This window comes from Pseudomonas sp. CFBP2511 (assembly GCF_030209255.1).
GTDB classification, from domain to species: domain Bacteria; phylum Pseudomonadota; class Gammaproteobacteria; order Pseudomonadales; family Pseudomonadaceae; genus Aquipseudomonas; species Aquipseudomonas avellanae.
In genome coordinates this window covers 1-17,526 of the sequence record NZ_JARVSI010000002.1, presented here as the reverse complement: position 1 = coordinate 17,526, position 17,526 = coordinate 1, and the positions used below count along the sequence as shown (strand labels likewise).

Genomic DNA, 17,526 nt, shown 5'->3' with positions numbered 1-17,526 from the left:
TTTTGCCAACGGACACTCGACATGTATAAGTGCCAGTTGTCAGGTCTGTAACACGACGCCAAACTAGGACTCATGAAAAAAGTCTCTCCGAGTTATCTCAAGCATCAGTTCCTGATCGCCATGCCCCACATGCACGACGAGAACTTTGCGCAGACCTTGACCTACGTCGTTGAGCACAACGCCAATGGCGCGATGGGGCTGGTGATCAACCGCCCGCAAAGCCTGACCCTGGCGGATGTGCTCGAGCAACTGCGACCGGAACTGCCTGCACCAAAACGCTGCCAGGAAATCGCCATCCATGCTGGCGGCCCGGTGCAGACCGACCGTGGGTTTGTCCTGCACCCCAGCGGCCAGACCTTTCAGGCCACCGTCGATCTACCCGGCGGGATTTCGCTGTCGACGTCACAGGACGTGCTGTTTTCCATCGCCGACGGCTACGGGCCTGATCAAAATGTGATCACCCTCGGTTACGCGGGATGGGACGCTGGCCAGCTGGATGCGGAAATGGCTGACAATGCCTGGCTGACCTGCTCGTTCGACCCGGCCATTCTGTTCGATGTCGACAGCGATCAGCGCCTCGATGCCGCAGCCAGACGCCTAGGCATCAATCTCGCCCTTATCTCGACTCAGGCGGGGCACGCTTGATGGCTGCTTTACGCTTGCTGCTGGGGATCGACTACGGCACCAAACAGATCGGCGTCGCGGTCGGCCAGGCGATTACCGGCCAGGCCCGCGAACTCTGTACGCTCAAGGCGCAGAACGGCGTCCCGGACTGGGACAAGGTCCAGGCGCTGATCAACGAATGGAAACCTGACGCCATCGTGGTCGGCCTGCCGCTGAACATGGACGGCACGCCCAGCGAGATGAGTGCCCGCGCCGAGAAGTTTTCGCGCAAACTCAACGGCCGCTTCGGCGTCACGGTCTACACCCACGACGAACGCCTGACGACCTTCGAGGCCAAGGGCGAGCGCATGGCTCGCGGCGGCCAGAAAGGCAGCTATCGCGACAACCCGGTGGACGCCATTGCCGCTGCACTGCTGCTGCAAGGCTGGCTCGACGAGCACCCCGAATTGTTGAATGTGTGACTTTCGCAGCCCATACCGCTTCGAGATACCCGGATTCCACGTTATTGCTTGAGTAACGCGCCACGGACCAGACTGTGTAAAAACGTCACGAGCGAAGGCAAGACAAGGCAAAAACAGGCGAAAAAGCGGAGTCTAGGTGTTCTAAATGAGCATTTTTCGCCTGTTTTTAACGCAGTATTGCCAAGCGCAGTAGTTTTTACACAGTCTGGGAAGGACGCTGCCCGAGCCTCAAAGGAGCAAATATGAGCCTGCCCAATCCCGCCGAACTGATTCGTCAGATGGCCACTGACCTGAACGCTCATCTGAGCAAGCGCGGCATCAGCGACCCTCGTTTCATCGGCATCCGCACGGGCGGTGTGTGGGTCGCTCAGGCGCTGCTCGAGGCGTTGAACAACCCCTCGCCGCTGGGCACCCTCGACGTTTCGTTCTACCGCGATGATTTCAGCCAGAACGGCCTGCATCCGCAAGTGCGCCCTTCGGAGCTGCCGTTCGAGATCGAAGGCCAGCATCTGGTGCTGATCGACGACGTACTGATGAGTGGCCGCACCATTCGCGCCGCCCTCAACGAACTGTTCGATTACGGCCGCCCGGCCAGCGTCACGCTGGTCTGCCTGCTGGACCTGGACGCTGGCGAACTGCCGATCCGCCCCAACGTGGTTGGCGCGACCCTGTCGTTGGCACCCAACGAGCGCATCAAGCTGTCCGGCCCCGAGCCGTTGGCACTTGAACTTCAAGACCTCTCCACCGCCCTTTAAGAGTCCATTGCGATGACGCCTCTCGACGCCAAGCGCCCGCTGCAGCTCAACCATCAGGGCCAGCTGCGCCATTTTCTGTCTCTGGACGGCTTGCCCCGCGAGCTGCTAACCGAAATTCTTGACACCGCCGACTCGTTCCTTGAAGTCGGCGCACGGGCGGTGAAGAAGGTCCCGTTGTTGCGCGGCAAGACGGTGTGCAACGTGTTCTTCGAAAACTCCACACGCACCCGGACCACTTTCGAACTGGCGGCCCAGCGGCTCTCGGCCGACGTGATCACCCTGAACGTCTCGACTTCCTCTACCAGCAAGGGCGAAACACTGTTCGACACCCTGCGCAACCTTGAAGCAATGGCCGCCGACATGTTCGTCGTGCGCCACGCAGACTCGGGCGCTGCGCACTTCATTGCCGAGCACGTATGCCCGGACGTGGCGATCATCAACGGCGGCGACGGCCGCCACGCGCACCCGACCCAGGGCATGCTCGACATGCTGACGATTCGTCGTCACAAGGGTGGCTTTGAAAACCTGTCGGTGGCCATCGTCGGCGACATCCTGCACTCGCGGGTGGCGCGCTCCAACATGATTGCACTCAAGGCGCTGGGCTGCCCGGACATCCGCGTGATCGGCCCGAAAACCCTGCTGCCGGTGGGCGTCGAGCAATACGGGGTGAAGGTCTACACCGACCTCAACGAAGGTTTGAAGAACGTCGATGTGGTGATCATGTTGCGCCTGCAACGTGAGCGCATGACGGGTGGCCTGCTGCCCAGCGAAGGCGAGTTCTACCGCTTGTTCGGCCTGACCACCGCGCGCCTGGCTGGCGCTAAACCGGATGCGATTGTAATGCACCCCGGCCCGATCAACCGTGGCGTGGAAATCGAATCGGCCGTGGCCGACGGTGCGCACTCGGTGATTCTCAACCAGGTGACTTACGGCATCGCGATCCGCATGGCAGTGCTGTCGATGGCCATGAGCGGACAAAACGCACAACGCCAATTCGAACAGGAGAACGCCCAGTGAAGCTCAGCATCCTCGGCGCTCGCGTCATCGACCCGGTCAGCGGGCTGGATCAGACCACCGACCTGCACATCGAGGCAGGCAAACTCGTCGCAATCGGCGCCGCACCGGCCGGTTTTGAACCCACTCAGGTCATCGACGCTACCGGGCTGGTTGCCGCGCCCGGCCTGGTCGACCTCAACGTGTCCCTGCGCGAGCCGGGCTATAGCCGTAAAGGCAGCATCGCCAGTGAAACCCGCGCTGCGGTCGCAGGCGGCGTGACCAGCCTGTGCTGCCCGCCACAGACCAAACCGGTGCTCGACACCTCGGCGGTGGCCGAACTGATTCTGGACCGTGCCCGTGAAGCCGGTTTCAGCAAAGTGTTTCCTGTTGGTGCACTGAGCAAGGGCCTGGAAGGCGAGCAACTGGCCGAACTGATCGCCCTGCGCGACGCAGGCTGCGTGGCGTTCGGCAACGGCCTGAGCAGCTTCAGCAATACCCGTACGCTGTGCCGGGCGCTGGAATACGCCGCCACCTTCGACCTGACTGTGATTTTCAACTCCCAGGATCGTGATCTGGCCGAAGGCGGTCTGGCCCATGATGGCCCGACGGCGGCGTTTCTGGGTCTGGCGGGCATTCCTGAAACAGCCGAGACCGTAGCGCTGGCTCGCGACCTGCTGCTGGTCGAGCAAAGCGGCGTGCGCGCGCACTTCAGCCAACTGACCAGCGCACGCGGCGCGGCCCTGATTGCTCAAGCACAGGCGCGTGGGCTGCCGGTAACGGCGGATGTGGCGTTGTACCAGTTGATTCTGACTGATGAGGCGCTGATCGATTTCTCCAGCCTGTATCACGTCCAGCCGCCGCTGCGCACCCGCGCCGACCGCGACGGCCTGCGTGAAGCCGTGAGGTCCGGGGTGATTCAAGCCATCTCGAGCCATCACCAGCCGCATGAGCGTGACGCCAAGCTGGCACCGTTCGGCGCCACCGAGCCGGGCATCAGCAGTGTTGAGTTGTTGTTGCCGCTGGCCATGACGCTGGTGGACGACGGCCTCCTTGACCTGCCAACCCTGCTCGCCCGCCTGAGCAGCGGCCCGGCAGACGCCTTGCGTTTGCCTGCCGGCAAGCTCAGCGCCGGCGCGCCTGCGGACATCGTGCTGTTCGACCCGACAGCATCGACCGTCGCCGGTGAGACCTGGCTGTCAAAGGGCGATAACTGCCCCTTCATCGGCCACTGCCTGCCGGGCTCGGTACGCTACACACTGGTGGATGGACGGATCAGCTACAGCCGTTGAGGCAAGGTCGTTCCCGCGCTGGAGCGTGAGGAACGACAAGTGTCGGGGCTGGAGCGTGCGCAACGACAGCAACTATCGTGCGACGCTCCGCGTCGGCATGCCGTTCTGGACGCTCTGCGTCCGCTCTTGAGTGCGGCAGCGCGGCGCAGGTTTGTGACGCAGAGCGTCACCCAAGGCATGCCTGCGCTGGAGCGTGAGGAACGATAACCTCAACCATCACCCGCGCTGGGCGTTTTTCATCGAGATCTGGTCATTCATTGTCCAGAAGTCATACAAAATGCCCACCAGAAACAATCCGCCCGTGCACAGGTAGATGATGCCGGTAATCCACTTGCCCTGGTACATGCGGTGTACGCCAAACAGGCCGAGGAAGGTCAGCAGGATCCACGCCAGGCTGTAATCGGTTGAGCCGGGGGTAAAGCGCAGGTCGGCTTCGCGGTCCATCGACGGGATCAGGAACAGGTCGATCAGCCAGCCAATGCCGAACAGGCCGAAGGTGAAGAACCAGATAGTCCCGGTGACCGGCTTGCCATAGTAGAAGCGGTGCGCACCGAGAAACCCGAAAATCCACATCAGGTAGCCCATGACTTTGCTGTGTGTGTCAGAACGATAGCCGTTCATTTTTACCCTCTTTGCGCTGATAGAAAAAAATACATAACAAATTTGTGACTTCGTTTCCCTATTCCGACGTATGGCAAACGAGTCGGTTTCACGCCGCCAAGCCCTTGTCGTTAAAGGGATTGACGCGAAAAAAGAAAGAGTTTGTCGCATAAAACGTAATGATGCCAGTGTGACGCGATCGACAAATGGGGTCAGAATTTTTGAAAAAGCTGTTATAAAGTTGCGCGCTGACCACTATGAGCCTTGCCGAATGCGTCCTCTTTTCAAGACATGGCTAACCATTTGCCTATTTATGCCACTGGCCGCCCACGCCACCAATCGTGAGCAACAACTTCCTGCGAGCTTCACGGGCTACACCGCCAAAAGTCACTCTTCACCGGCACTCGCGACTCGCAATGCACCCCAGGAAGCCACACCAGTCTCTCTGCAACCTAAAACCTCTCACGCCACTCAGAAGCCACTTTCCCGCAAAAACGCCAAGGCCGCCGCCTTGCAGGCGTCCATCGCGGCGCCTGCCAAACAGGGCAATGCCGTTGTAAAACGCGCCTTACAGGCCGTCGGTACACCGTATCGCTGGGGCGGCACCACGCCCGGCAAAGGTCTGGACTGCAGCGGGCTGGTCAAATATGCCTACACCGATGTTCGTGAAGTCGACCTGCCGCGCACGTCCAACGCAATGGCTCAGGGTCATGGCCAGACCGTGGACCGCAAGGACCTGAAGCCAGGTGACCTGCTGTTCTTCAACATCAAGAGCCGCAACATCAATCATGTGGCTATCTACCTGGGCGACAACAAGTTCGTCCACGCGCCACGACGTGGCAAGGCGGTCACTGTCGACACGCTGAACAAGCCGTACTGGAACAGTCACTACAAGATCGCCAAGCGCGTGCTGCCCAAGCAGGCACAGCAGTTGCGCGTCGTTCAGCGCTGATCTGATCTTTGCCTGACAAAAAAGGGGCCCTGAATTCGTTCAGGGCCCCTTTTTTATTTCCAGACGCCAAATGCCAAATGCCAAAATGTCGCACTCGGCCAACATCAGAAGTTGTCCGGCACCTTGGCCCGCTCGCGAGCGCTTTCGCGGGTAATCAGGCCGCGTTTCACCAGATCGGCCAGGCACATGTCCAGCGTCTGCATGCCCAATGAGCCGCCTGTCTGGATGGACGAATACATCTGCGCCACCTTGTCCTCGCGAATCAGGTTACGAATCGCCGGGGTGCCCATCATGATTTCATGCGCCGCCACGCGCCCGCCGCCAACCTTCTTGAGCAGCGCCTGCGAGACAACCGCGTGCAGCGACTCGGACAGCATCGAGCGAATCATCGACTTTTCCTGCGCCGGGAACACATCGACGATCCGGTCGATGGTCTTGGCCGCCGACGTGGTGTGCAACGTGCCGAATACCAGGTGGCCGGTTTCAGCAGCGGTCAGAGCCAGACGAATGGTCTCCAGGTCACGCATCTCGCCCACCAGAATCACATCCGGGTCCTCACGCAGGGCCGAGCGCAACGCTTCGGAAAACCCCAGCGTGTCGCGGTGCACTTCGCGCTGGTTAACCAGGCACTTTTTGGACTCGTGAACGAATTCGATAGGGTCTTCGATGGTCAGGATGTGGTGATGCTTGTTGCAGTTGAGGTAGTCGATCATCGCCGCCAGGGTCGTCGACTTGCCTGAACCGGTCGGCCCGGTAACCAGAATCAGGCCACGCGCCACATCGGTAATCTTGCGAAACACACTGCCCATCCCCAAGTCTTCCATGCTGAGGATTTTCGAAGGAATAGTTCGGAATACCGCGCCCGCACCGCGATTCTGGTTGAATGCGTTGACCCGAAACCGCGCGACACCCGGCACTTCAAACGAAAAGTCGGTTTCCAGGCGCTCTTCAAAATCCTGACGCTGCCGGTCGGTCATGATGTCGTAGATCAGCGCCTTGACCTCCTTGGCGTCCAGTGGGGGCAGGTTGATACGCCGCACATCGCCGTCCACGCGGATCATCGGTGGCAGACCTGCAGAGAGGTGCAAGTCCGACGCGCCCTGTTTGGCACTGAAGGCCAGCAGCTCGGTAATATCCATACAGCTCCTCAATCACATAGAATGCCGCAGACCTTAGCCTTGCTGGCGTAAATCAATGTCCACGATAGCAGCGAACATTTCAACGCTCGAGCAGCGAATTCGCGACGCAGCCCTCGCGGCCAAACGTGATCCGGCGTCCGTAGGCGTGCTGGCGGTGAGTAAAACCAAGCCTGCCAGCGACCTGCGTGAAGCTTACACCGCAGGCCTGCGCGACTTTGGCGAAAATTATTTACAGGAAGCACTGGGCAAACAGCTCGAACTGGCCGACCTGCCCTTGTGCTGGCACTTCATCGGCCCCATTCAGTCGAACAAGACGCGCGCTATCGCCGAGAACTTCGCCTGGGTACATTCCGTGGATCGCCTGAAAATTGCTCAACGCCTGTCCGAGCAGCGCCCCGAAGGCCTTGAGCCGCTAAACATCTGCATTCAAGTGAACGTCAGCGGTGAAACCAGCAAGTCCGGCTGTGCGCCTCAAGACCTGCCAGCACTGGCCGCCGCCATCAACGCCCTGCCACGATTGAAGCTGCGTGGCCTGATGGCCATTCCCGAGCCGACGGACGACCCAGCGGCTCAGGCGGCCTCTTTCGCCGCCGTGCGTACCTTGCAGGGGCAGTTGAACCTGTCACTCGACACACTTTCCATGGGCATGAGCCACGACCTGGAAGCCGCCATTGCACAAGGCGCAACCTGGGTGCGGATCGGCACGGCTCTTTTTGGCGCCCGCGACTATGGGCAGCCATGACTTTGCACACACTGAATTTGCCTACTCTGAATCTGCCCACAAGGACCCCCTCATGAGCAAGACTCGTATCGCCTTCGTCGGCGCCGGAAACATGGCTGCCAGCCTGATCGGCGGCCTGCGCGCGCAAGGCGTGGAAGCATCGCTGATCTGCGCCAGTGCGCCGGGTGCCGAAACCCGTGAGCGCATTTCCACTGAACACGGCATCGAGGTGTTCGCCGACAACGCCGAGGCCGTCAAGGGTGCCGACGTCGTGGTACTGGCCGTCAAACCGCAGATGATGAAAAGCGTCTGCCAGGCACTCAAGGCCAGCCTTGAAGCTCATCAACTGATTGTCTCGGTCGCGGCGGGTATCACCTGTGCCAGCCTGACTCAATGGCTGGGCGACCAGCCTGTGGTGCGCTGCATGCCCAACACCCCCTCGCTGTTGCGTCAGGGTGCCAGCGGTCTGTATGCGACCGACAAGGTCTCGCCAACACAACGCGAGCAGGCCGAGCAATTGCTGTCGGCTGTTGGCGTGGCAGTGTGGGTCGAGCAGGAAAAACACATGGATGCCGTGACAGCAGTGTCCGGCAGCGGCCCTGCCTACTTCTTTCTGATGATGGAAGCGATGACCGCGGCAGGCGTGAAGCTGGGCCTGCCGGAAGACATCGCCAAAAAACTCACGCTGCAAACGGCGCTGGGCTCGGCGCTGATCGCCACTGGCAGCAATGTGGACGCAGGCGAATTGCGTCGTCGTGTCGCCTCACCGGGCGGGACCACCGAAGCTGCGATCAAGGCCTTTCAGGCAGGCGGCTTTGAAGCGCTGGTAGAAACAGCGCTGACCGCCGCAGACCACCGCGCAGCCGAGCTGGCTGAGCAACTGGGCAAATAATTTTCAGGCTTTCTGGAGCAGATTGATGATCGGATTGAACACCGCTGCAATTTACGTCCTGCAAACGCTCGGCAGTCTGTACCTGCTGATCATCCTGTTGCGCTTCGTGCTGCAACTGGTGCGGGCCAACTTCTATAACCCGCTGTGCCAGTTCATCGTGCGCGCCACCCAGCCGCTGCTCAAGCCTTTGCGACGCATCATTCCGAGCCTGTTCGGCCTGGACATGTCGTCACTGGTGCTGGCGATCATCGTGCAGATGATCCTGATGGCGCTGACCCTGCTGCTGATGTTCGGCACCACCGGCGACCCGCTGCATTTGCTGCTCTGGTCGATTATTGGCGTGACGGCGCTGTTCCTGAAGATATTCTTCTTTGCCCTGATCATCAGCGTGATCCTGTCGTGGGTCGCACCGGGCAGCCACAACCCTGGCGCAGAGCTGGTCAACCAGATCTGCGAGCCCGCCCTGGCACCGTTCCGCAAGATCGTCCCGAACCTGGGCGGCCTGGATATCTCGCCGATCCTGGCATTCCTGGTGCTCAAACTGCTCGACATGCTGGTCATCAACAACCTCGCCGCCATGAGCAACATGCCGGACGTGTTGCGGTTGCTGATGTAAGCGACGCTCTGTAACTATCGCGCCGACGCGGGAGCATGCGGAACGATAATCTCAATTATCGTGCGACGCTCCGCGTCGCATGCCGTTCTGGACGCTCTGCGTCCTATCCTGAATGCGCGGCGCGGCGCAGATCTGTGACGCGGAGCGTCACCCACGGCATTCCGACGCTGGAGCGTGCGGAACGATAGTTCTGTAACTATCGTGCCGTCAATCTGCGCCTCACAACATCCCTTATTGCCGCTGCCCCCCGCGATCTTTAGACTTACGCCTCATTCAAGCGAGAGCAGGGTCGATGCCCACGGTATTCCCCCACGATTCTGTCGGACTGGTTACACCGCAAACGGCGCATTTCAGCGAGCCTCTGGCGCTGGCCTGCGGTCGTTCGTTGCCAGCCTATGACCTGATTTACGAAACCTACGGTCAGCTCAACGCTGCACGCAGCAATGCCGTGCTGATCTGCCACGCGCTGTCCGGGCATCATCATGCCGCAGGCTTTCACAGCGCCGATGACCGCAAACCCGGCTGGTGGGACAGTTGCATAGGTCCCGGCAAGCCTATCGACACAGACAAATTCTTCGTCGTCAGCCTCAACAACCTGGGCGGCTGCAATGGCTCAACCGGCCCAAGCAGCATCGACCCGGACTCCGGCAAGCCGTTCGGGGCCAATTTCCCGGTTGTGACCGTGGAAGACTGGGTCAACAGTCAGGCCCGGCTGGCTGATGTGCTGAACATCGACACATGGGCGGCGGTGATTGGCGGCAGTCTGGGCGGCATGCAGGCGCTGCAATGGACCATCAGTTACCCGGATCGCGTGCGCCATTGCCTGGCAATCGCCTCGGCCCCCAAGCTGTCGGCGCAGAACATCGCCTTCAACGAAGTGGCGCGCCAGGCGATTCTCACCGACCCGGAGTTTCACGGCGGTTCTTTTCAGGAGCGCGGCGTAATCCCCAAGCGCGGCCTGATGCTGGCTCGGATGGTCGGGCACATCACCTACCTGTCGGACGACTCGATGGGCGAAAAATTCGGCCGTGGCCTGAAGAGCGAGAAGCTCAACTACGATTTCCACAGCGTCGAGTTTCAGGTCGAAAGCTACCTGCGTTATCAAGGTGAAGAGTTTTCCGGGCGTTTCGACGCCAATACCTACCTGTTGATGACCAAAGCGCTGGATTACTTCGACCCTGCCGCTAATTTCAACGACGACCTGGCCAAGACGTTCGCCAACGCCACCGCCAGATTCTGCGTGATGTCGTTCACCACCGACTGGCGTTTCTCGCCAGCCCGCTCGCGGGAGCTGGTGGACGCGCTGATGGCCGCACGCAAGGACGTCTGCTACCTGGAAATCGATGCGCCCCAAGGGCACGACGCCTTCCTGATCCCGATTCCGCGCTACTTGCAGGCTTTCGGTAATTACATGAACCGAATTTCGTTGTGAGGACGTCATGAGAGCCGATCTGGAAATCATCCAGGAATGGATCCCCGCAGGCAGCCGTGTGCTCGACCTCGGTTGCGGCGACGGCGAATTGCTGACCTGGCTGCGTGATCACAAGCAGGTCACCGGTTACGGGCTGGAAAACGACGCAGCCAACATCGCCGAATGCGTGGCCAAGGGCATTAACGTCATCGAGCAGGACCTCGACAAGGGGCTGGGCAACTTTGCCAGCAACAGCTTTGACGTGGTGGTCATGACCCAGGCCCTGCAAGCGGTGCATTACCCGGACAGAATTCTCGACGAGATGCTGCGCGTCGGACGCCAGTGCATCATCACCTTCCCGAACTTCGGCCATTGGCGCTGCCGCTGGTATCTGGCGAGCAAAGGCCGCATGCCGGTGTCGGATTTTCTGCCGTACACCTGGTACAACACACCGAACATCCACTTCTGCACCTTCGGCGACTTCGAAGAACTGTGCCGCGAGCGCGACGCACAGGTGCTCGACAGGCTGGCCGTCGATCAGCAGCACCGTCACGGCTGGGCCAGCAAACTGTGGCCCAATCTGCTCGGCGAAATCGGTATCTACCGGGTCACCAGCCCAGGCCTGACGGACCACCAGATTGCCATTTAACCGATCGTTTTCACGCACCACGACAGGCCAATGATGAACCTCACCCAACTCGTACTGGCCAGCCACAACGGCGGCAAACTCAAAGAACTTCAGGCCATGCTCGGCGGCAGCGTGACGCTGCGCTCGGTCAGCGAGTTCAGCCTGGTGGAGCCGGAAGAGACCGGCCTGTCGTTCGTCGAGAACGCGATCCTCAAGGCGCGCAATGCCTCACGCCTGTCCGGCCTGCCCGCGCTGGCCGATGACTCGGGGCTGGCGGTGGACTTTCTCGGCGGCGCGCCTGGCATCTATTCGGCACGCTACGCCGACGGCAAAGGTGACGCGGCCAACAACGCCAAGCTGCTGGAGGCGCTCAAAAACGTGCCGGACGAGCAGCGTGGCGCGCAGTTCGTTTGTGTATTGGCGCTGGTGCGTCACGCCGACGACCCGTTGCCGATCCTCTGCGAAGGCCTGTGGCATGGGCGCATCCTGCACGCTGCCAGCGGCGAGCACGGTTTTGGCTACGACCCGCTGTTCTGGGTGCCGGAGCGCAACTGCTCCAGCGCCGAACTCGGCCCGAGCGAGAAAAACCAGCTCAGCCATCGCGCCCGCGCCATGGTCCTGTTGCGCCAACGCCTGGGTCTGCAATGACCCACGATTCGCCTGCGCAGCCGCTGTTTCTCGGCGAGAGCGGTTTCTCGTCAGAGACGCCACGCCCTGCACTGCCGCACCTGCCCCCGCTGTCGCTGTACATCCACATTCCGTGGTGCGTGCGCAAATGCCCGTACTGCGACTTCAATTCGCACACCGCAAGCCCCGTGCTGCCGGAACAGGAATACGTCGACGCGCTGCTCGCCGATCTGGACCTCGACCTGCCGCACGTCTACGGCCGTGAACTGCAATCGATCTTCTTCGGTGGAGGCACGCCGAGCCTGTTCAGCGCCAACGCGCTGGGCCGTTTGCTGCGAGGCGTCGAACAACGTATCCGCTTTGCCAGCGACATCGAGATCACCCTGGAAGCCAACCCCGGCACCTTTGAACAGGCGAAATTCAGCGCCTATCGCGGTCTGGGGATCAATCGGCTGTCCATCGGCATTCAGAGCTTTCAGGCATCCAAACTCAAGGCGCTGGGCCGTATCCACAACGGCGACGAAGCGATTCGCGCCGCCGACATGGCGCGTCAGGCCGGTTTCGACAACTTCAACCTGGACCTGATGCACGGCCTGCCGGACCAGTCCCAGGACGAGGCGCTGGACGATCTGCGCCAGGCCATCGCCCTCGCGCCGACGCACTTGTCCTGGTATCAACTGACCCTGGAACCCAACACCGTCTTCTGGAACCAGCCGCCGGTTTTGCCGGAAGACGACATTCTTTGGGACATTCAGGAAACCGGACAGCAGTTGCTGGCCACTCAGGGTTACGCGCAGTACGAAGTGTCGGCTTATGCGCAACCCGGGAAACCGGCGCGGCATAACCTCAACTACTGGGCGTTTGGTGATTTCATCGGCATCGGCGCAGGCGCGCACGGCAAGCTGAGCCATCCGGACGGGCGCATTATCCGCACCTGGAAGACCCGGCTGCCCAAGGATTACCTGAACCCGGACAAACCGTTTCAGGCCGGTTCAAAGCTGTTGCCGCTGGACGAATTGCCGTTTGAATTCTTGATGAATGCATTGCGACTGACAAATGGTGTGGACGCTGCGTTATTTCGGGAAAGAACGGGTCTAAGCCTCGATTCGCTCGCCGGGGCACGCAGGCAAGCCGAACAAAAAGGCCTGCTGCATGAAGATCCGGCACGCCTGATCGCGACCCCGCAAGGCCAGCTGTTCCTCAATGACTTGCTGCAATATTTTCTGATCTAAGGACCCTGCATGGATTTCGTACTCGACCTGCTCGCCACCGTTTCGCGCTGGAGTCGCAGCAATCTTTCGGAAATCGCCCTCGCACTGGTCGGCTGCCTGCTGGTGCTGTTCGGCTCGGACATCAAAGGCTGGCTGGAGCAACGCATCAGCGGCATTACAGGCGCCCTGCGCATCCCGCTCATCGCCCTGCTCTGCGCCGTCGGCAGTGGCGCAGCGCTGATCTACGCCACCCCGTGGGTGGTGCGCGGCCTCAGCCAGTTCAACAACTACAGCCTGGCACCGGTGCTGTTGGTAGTGTTGGTGTTGATCGGGGTGATTGCTGACCGCAAGTGAACACACCCGGCGTAAAACCAGTGGTAAATAAAAAGCCTTGGCTCGTGAGAGTTGGGGCTTTCTTATATGCGTTCGTTACAGGTTGGTCTTTTGTGATAAGACCGCGCCTATGACCGACTCATCATAGTCTTCTTTAATTTTGCGCCTACATAGGTTAACTATTTTTTCAGGGTGTGACTTTTGAACCTCATTGCAGCTTGATAATTAAAAATAATATAAAAGCTGAGAGTGCGGTCAAGCCTGCTGCCAAGGCGTGCATGAAAAAAACTGTTCGGATTTTTCTGGAAAGCCTCCACGGCATTTTCAAATATGCGTATATAAGCAACATTCCAGTTGCGACGAATTCTATGCACAGAAGTGAGAATATCGTTCCGACGACAGTCAGTCCCCCCATGCCTAGATTGCTGGCCGTTCGAAGCACGTATATACAAAAGGCTATACCGCTAATGGGCAGCCAGATGCCCAAGCCAATGAGCGTGAGGATAAAATAGTGGCCGATATGATTTTTAGCTTCTGTAGTCATTGTTCGATCCCTGTTTTTCTACACAGTTGGCGTGCAGGTTTTTTCTTCGATAGTAAAACGTCACACCTCTCGCGCGGCTCGTACTTAGGGTGAGCCGTAGGTGAACGGGTCGGCACCACGGTTCTGGCTGTTCTTCGCTTTGCGGGCTTCATCGGGTGGGCGGACCATTTGTACGGTCAGGCTGCCATCGGTGCCTGCGTAGACCACCGCACTGACGCCGCCGTCCTTGTAGCTGGCGATGGTCGCCAGATTGATCTCGACCAGCGCACCGCTGACCCCGGTATTACCCAGACGGCGACCGATGTCGTAGCCTTCTTCGACGTTGCCCAGTTCAAGGCCGTGGCCGTCCTTGTTCAGGTCGTGCAGTGCATTGTTCAGAGCAATTTCGGCTTCCGGGTTGTTGGTGCTGTCGTAGAACACCCGCACAGGTTTCTGACCTTCGGGCAGAGTGTCCAGCGCCTGCATCCACGCGGCTTGCAGGGCTTTGGCTTGCAAGGCAGGTTTCAGGCGCTTGCCGTTTTCATCCTGCATGGGCGCCTTGATCGGGCGATGCAGGTAGCCGAGCACCGGCGCGGCGTCGAACTCCTTGACCTGATGCTGCCCCCAGCGGATGGGCAGCCAAGGGGAAGGCTCGAAATTGCCGGGGCCACGGTTGCTGATGGTTTTCCAGAGGGTGGGGAGTTGGGCTTGCCAGTAGGCGGTGGACATGGTGCCTGGGGATTTGGGAATTAAAACGCCTTTGGCGCTTTGTTCGTTTTCATACTGTTCCGTGAATGCGTCGTCACGATTCCAGTAAAAAGCCCAAAGTTTTCCCAGATCTGTGTTTTTGTTCTGATTGTTTTCGGTTTCATCAATGGCATAGGGACGAATGTAGCGATCCACCCGATCTGACCGAGTGACCAACAATCCAGTCATACTTTCGTAGATTGTGGGTACAACCTGTCCGTGTTGCAATCCAGGAGTACCTGCCACGCGCAGGCCATTTCGCGTGACATCGCCATCTTCACTTACAATCAATGCTTGAGGCACTTGCTGATTTTCATCAAAAAATTTGTAAAGACGCTCAATCATGCTTTGGGCTTGTGTGGTGTTATCGGCGTCTTGCCACAAAAAGAGAGTTACCCCTAGGGTGGCTGCATTCCTACCATTGACAATATTATCGGCAGCACCAACATCTGACGGTTGCTTGGGTGGGGCAATTGCAAACACAGGTATAGGCCAGTAAGCTACTGAAGCATCCGCAGAATGCTGGAACGCTACTTGGATTTTAATGTCTCTACTTATTTCGCGCGAGTCAACAGAAGCATCATAGTCTTTCGGGTCTCGGGAGTATATTGAGACAAAATTATTACTCTTCTTTTTTATGAGCTTCCAGATCTCAGACTGGTGATCGTGATAGATACCAATCCCGACCCCACGTATTTCCAGCGCATAGGTCCGTTTTTGCGTAGCCTGTTGTTCAGAATTTTGGGCCATTATCTTGGTTTTATACGCTACAAGTTCGGCTCTCTCATGGGCTATGGCTTTGCCCCACCAATGCCCGCTGTACGCTAGTAGTGCGGTTCCTAAAACTACTGCAATGCTCCAGCGTAGCACGGTGCCCATGTCGATGAGTTTCATGTTGCTTTCCTGTGTTTTGTAATAGACAAACAGGACGAATCCAGTCCAGAGAATGAGTAATACGCTAGCTATCCCGAGATAAGGCTTCAAGCTTGGTCGGATTAGACTTTTCGATTGGCGGCCTTTCATGCGACAGTTCCTGCATTTAAAGCAGGGCCGACCAAAGGTGGGGGTGTAAGAGGTACTAAACTTGAGGGAGGGAATTTACCTTTTACATAATAATCATTGCTAGCCTTTACCAGAGCCTGTGCTTTATGGCTCAATCGCACCCAACCAGGTAACTTTTCAATGTACTCGAATACTTTTTTGTCAATTTTCCAATCCGCAATCGCAATCAGAACATCACGCATCGCCGGATCATCCAAGCATTTAGCCTGGCCAATAGCGATGTCCATTGCAGTCACCCAGCGATGATTTTCCGGGCTGCGCAGTATGCCTGAGTGATAGGAGTTTTCGCTCCAGGCATCACGGTTTTTCTCCATACGTTCGCGTGCTTCTCTGGGTGTTTCCTCTCTTTCATGATGAGAGCTACTATTTGTCGTGGATTTTATTTTTCGTAATGCGCGAGTATGGTTTTCCGGGTCGTCGGACAATGCGTTAAAAGCGTTTTGTGCCTCTTGTTGTGACATGTTCGGAGAATCGTACTCGGACGGCATTCTTACCCACATGAACGTGGCTTCATCCTTTCCCAGCGCAACGCCCTTCGCAACATCGTCGGGCCTGTCCAAACCTGAAGTCGTCGGGGTGCCCCTGCTCGCTTCGCCGCCGAACATTTCTGGTTCATGAGGCGGACTCAGCGCTTCTGCATTGATAAGGCGCTCTTGCCCCTCCAGGATAGGCGCGCGAGCAATCATACCGGCTCCAAATGAGCTACCTGGGTATCGAGCTTCGCCTGTGGCACGCATGAGTTCAGGTTGTGGCGTGTTGCCGATCAGGATCGCCTCGCCATAGCGATGGCGCTTAGTCCACATGCGTTGATAGAAGCGTAGTTGCTGGAGCACCATCATTGCCATTCGTCCATCAGGTAGCGCATCAGGCATTCCATAGGTCCCGATGCCTTGGACGTCATCCAGTGAGACAGTGGTGTCATCCGGGCAGAAATACAGATATACCTTTCCTCGGTTATCACGCTCGGGAAAGACGGTCATGCTGCCCACTTTATTTTTGCGGATACCTTGAGTAGGTGACCATCGCGAACCGCTTCTGCCGCAGTAGGTTTTAGCATCCCTGAGTTCTGACATGGCTGGTTGTGTGTGTGGCGTATTGGTTATCGCAGTTACGATCCCGACCAGCGTTGAAAATGTGTCTTGGTCTTTGGGAGTGTTACCAGGCAACACACAATAAGGCGTATCCACCATGATAAAAGTATCTGCGCAACGGTCTCCTCCGTCTACCAGCAACGCTTGCGCCAGCAAGGTGACTATCGTGCCTTGGCTGTGACCCATGATTGTAATGGTCTCGTCAGGCGACACGCGACGGATCTCGCGTATCAGCGTAGCCAAACGGTGAGCCGCTAATACGCAATAGTGCCGCGCTGGCGAGTGACCAAAATATAAAGCGTTGTCTGGCTTAAACGTTTCCAGAGCGATGCTTTTCAGATTGGGCCTAAAACCTTCACCATAGACATCCGGTATGTTATTGGTCGCGTTGGCAATAAAACCTCCCGCTTTGGCAAAGTGGCGATCCAGCCGGTTGCCGTTGATGTCCTGAAACTGATTACGCATTCTGAACGGATCGCCCGCGTCATCACGCTTGATTTGATCGGGTGCTGCCCGATGCCCCCAATAAAAGGGAATTAGCAGGCTATGGGTTTTCGGATCAGATGCGTCGCGCCGGTAGAGATAAGTATCAGGATCATCGAGGATGACTTTCTGGTCACTGTCCCTTTTCTCGTAGGGGACGTTTCCTGCTTCTTTGTATTTTTCCCCATACCGCCCCGGCACCAGATCCGGCCGATCCAGCCGCTCATTCACCCCCTGACACAACCCCGTCTCCACCGACTCATAAGAAGCCCCCGGATCATTCACACCATGCAGAAAGATCACCACGCCCGGCAGGTCGGCGGGCACTTCCATTTTGCAGGTGGTGTTGAGGTTGGGGATCAGCC

The 17,526-nt window shown here is 58.4% G+C and carries 19 protein-coding genes; 14 read left to right on the top strand and 5 right to left on the bottom strand.

Annotated elements, in window-relative coordinates; genetic code table 11:
- The first annotated feature begins 72 nt into the window (after nucleotides 1-72).
- From QRN38_RS01525 to QRN38_RS01505, 5 genes are all read left to right on the top strand, one after another.
- Nucleotides 73-645, top strand: a complete 573-nt coding sequence (locus tag QRN38_RS01525) for a YqgE/AlgH family protein (RefSeq protein ID WP_005769417.1) — start codon at nucleotides 73-75, stop codon at nucleotides 643-645.
- Complete coding sequence (gene ruvX, locus QRN38_RS01520; protein WP_003377205.1) at nucleotides 645-1,085, top strand: Holliday junction resolvase RuvX; 441 nt, start codon at nucleotides 645-647, stop codon at nucleotides 1,083-1,085. The genes QRN38_RS01525 and ruvX overlap by 1 nt, the downstream gene beginning before the upstream one ends.
- 242 nt (nucleotides 1,086-1,327) lie before the next feature.
- Nucleotides 1,328-1,840: a bifunctional pyr operon transcriptional regulator/uracil phosphoribosyltransferase PyrR gene (gene pyrR / locus QRN38_RS01515; RefSeq protein ID WP_005769419.1), complete on the top strand. Its 513-nt coding sequence runs from the start codon at nucleotides 1,328-1,330 to the stop codon at nucleotides 1,838-1,840.
- A gap of 12 nt (nucleotides 1,841-1,852) precedes the next feature.
- A complete protein-coding gene (locus tag QRN38_RS01510; RefSeq protein ID WP_007247058.1) occupies nucleotides 1,853-2,857 on the top strand; it encodes an aspartate carbamoyltransferase catalytic subunit in 1,005 nt (334 codons plus the stop codon).
- Nucleotides 2,854-4,125, top strand: coding sequence for a dihydroorotase (locus QRN38_RS01505; RefSeq protein ID WP_007247057.1), 1,272 nt, complete (start codon nucleotides 2,854-2,856; stop codon nucleotides 4,123-4,125). Before QRN38_RS01510 ends, QRN38_RS01505 begins: the two co-directional genes overlap by 4 nt.
- Before the next feature lie 216 nt (nucleotides 4,126-4,341).
- Here the strand turns inward: QRN38_RS01505 and QRN38_RS01500 are convergent, their stop codons facing one another.
- Entirely contained in the window at nucleotides 4,342-4,746 is a 405-nt protein-coding gene (locus tag QRN38_RS01500; RefSeq protein WP_005769424.1) for an NINE protein, read from the bottom strand.
- Nucleotides 4,747-5,038: 292 nt separating this feature from the next.
- Here QRN38_RS01500 and QRN38_RS01495 point away from each other — a divergent pair, with 292 nt between their 5' ends.
- Entirely contained in the window at nucleotides 5,039-5,677 is a 639-nt protein-coding gene (locus QRN38_RS01495) for a C40 family peptidase (protein WP_005769426.1), read from the top strand.
- Nucleotides 5,678-5,781: 104 nt separating this feature from the next.
- Here QRN38_RS01495 and QRN38_RS01490 read toward each other — a convergent pair whose 3' ends face one another.
- Nucleotides 5,782-6,816, bottom strand: a complete 1,035-nt coding sequence (locus tag QRN38_RS01490) for a type IV pilus twitching motility protein PilT (protein ID WP_003377212.1) — start codon at nucleotides 6,814-6,816, stop codon at nucleotides 5,782-5,784.
- A gap of 55 nt (nucleotides 6,817-6,871) precedes the next feature.
- Here QRN38_RS01490 and QRN38_RS01485 point away from each other — a divergent pair, with 55 nt between their 5' ends.
- From QRN38_RS01485 to QRN38_RS01450, 8 genes are all read left to right on the top strand, one after another.
- Nucleotides 6,872-7,558 (top strand): YggS family pyridoxal phosphate-dependent enzyme, encoded by a 687-nt coding sequence (locus QRN38_RS01485; RefSeq protein WP_057417976.1) that lies wholly within the window; start codon nucleotides 6,872-6,874, stop codon nucleotides 7,556-7,558.
- A 52-nt stretch (nucleotides 7,559-7,610) separates the two neighbouring features.
- Nucleotides 7,611-8,429: a pyrroline-5-carboxylate reductase gene (gene proC, locus QRN38_RS01480; protein ID WP_005769432.1), complete on the top strand. Its 819-nt coding sequence runs from the start codon at nucleotides 7,611-7,613 to the stop codon at nucleotides 8,427-8,429.
- Between the two features lie 25 nt (nucleotides 8,430-8,454).
- The gene (locus QRN38_RS01475; RefSeq protein ID WP_003377215.1) at nucleotides 8,455-9,045 is read left to right on the top strand and encodes a YggT family protein; all 591 of its coding nucleotides are present in this window, start codon (nucleotides 8,455-8,457) and stop codon (nucleotides 9,043-9,045) included.
- 292 nt (nucleotides 9,046-9,337) lie between these two features.
- Nucleotides 9,338-10,477 (top strand): homoserine O-succinyltransferase MetX, encoded by a 1,140-nt coding sequence (gene metX / locus QRN38_RS01470; protein WP_057416666.1) that lies wholly within the window; start codon nucleotides 9,338-9,340, stop codon nucleotides 10,475-10,477.
- 7 nt (nucleotides 10,478-10,484) lie between these two features.
- On the top strand, nucleotides 10,485-11,105 hold the full coding sequence (gene metW / locus QRN38_RS01465; protein ID WP_003377217.1) for a methionine biosynthesis protein MetW: 621 nt from the start codon (nucleotides 10,485-10,487) through the stop codon (nucleotides 11,103-11,105).
- 30 nt (nucleotides 11,106-11,135) lie between these two features.
- Nucleotides 11,136-11,732 carry an RdgB/HAM1 family non-canonical purine NTP pyrophosphatase gene (gene rdgB / locus QRN38_RS01460; protein ID WP_010212532.1) on the top strand — a complete coding sequence of 199 codons (597 nt, stop codon included), beginning with the start codon at nucleotides 11,136-11,138 and terminating at the stop codon, nucleotides 11,730-11,732.
- Nucleotides 11,729-12,943, top strand: coding sequence for a radical SAM family heme chaperone HemW (gene hemW / locus QRN38_RS01455; RefSeq protein ID WP_122222817.1), 1,215 nt, complete (start codon nucleotides 11,729-11,731; stop codon nucleotides 12,941-12,943). The genes rdgB and hemW overlap by 4 nt, the downstream gene beginning before the upstream one ends.
- 9 nt (nucleotides 12,944-12,952) lie before the next feature.
- Complete coding sequence (locus QRN38_RS01450; protein WP_002551720.1) at nucleotides 12,953-13,276, top strand: DUF3392 domain-containing protein; 324 nt, start codon at nucleotides 12,953-12,955, stop codon at nucleotides 13,274-13,276.
- A gap of 187 nt (nucleotides 13,277-13,463) precedes the next feature.
- Here QRN38_RS01450 and QRN38_RS01445 read toward each other — a convergent pair whose 3' ends face one another.
- The 3 genes from QRN38_RS01445 to QRN38_RS01435 form a co-directional block, all read right to left on the bottom strand.
- A complete protein-coding gene (locus tag QRN38_RS01445; RefSeq protein ID WP_003345152.1) occupies nucleotides 13,464-13,799 on the bottom strand; it encodes a hypothetical protein in 336 nt (111 codons plus the stop codon).
- A gap of 84 nt (nucleotides 13,800-13,883) precedes the next feature.
- Entirely contained in the window at nucleotides 13,884-15,548 is a 1,665-nt protein-coding gene (locus QRN38_RS01440; RefSeq protein WP_007247050.1) for a type VI lipase adapter Tla3 domain-containing protein, read from the bottom strand.
- Nucleotides 15,545-17,524 carry a DUF3274 domain-containing protein gene (locus QRN38_RS01435; RefSeq protein ID WP_050427574.1) on the bottom strand — a complete coding sequence of 660 codons (1,980 nt, stop codon included), beginning with the start codon at nucleotides 17,522-17,524 and terminating at the stop codon, nucleotides 15,545-15,547. Before QRN38_RS01435 ends, QRN38_RS01440 begins: the two co-directional genes overlap by 4 nt.
- Nucleotides 17,525-17,526 lie beyond the last annotated feature (2 nt).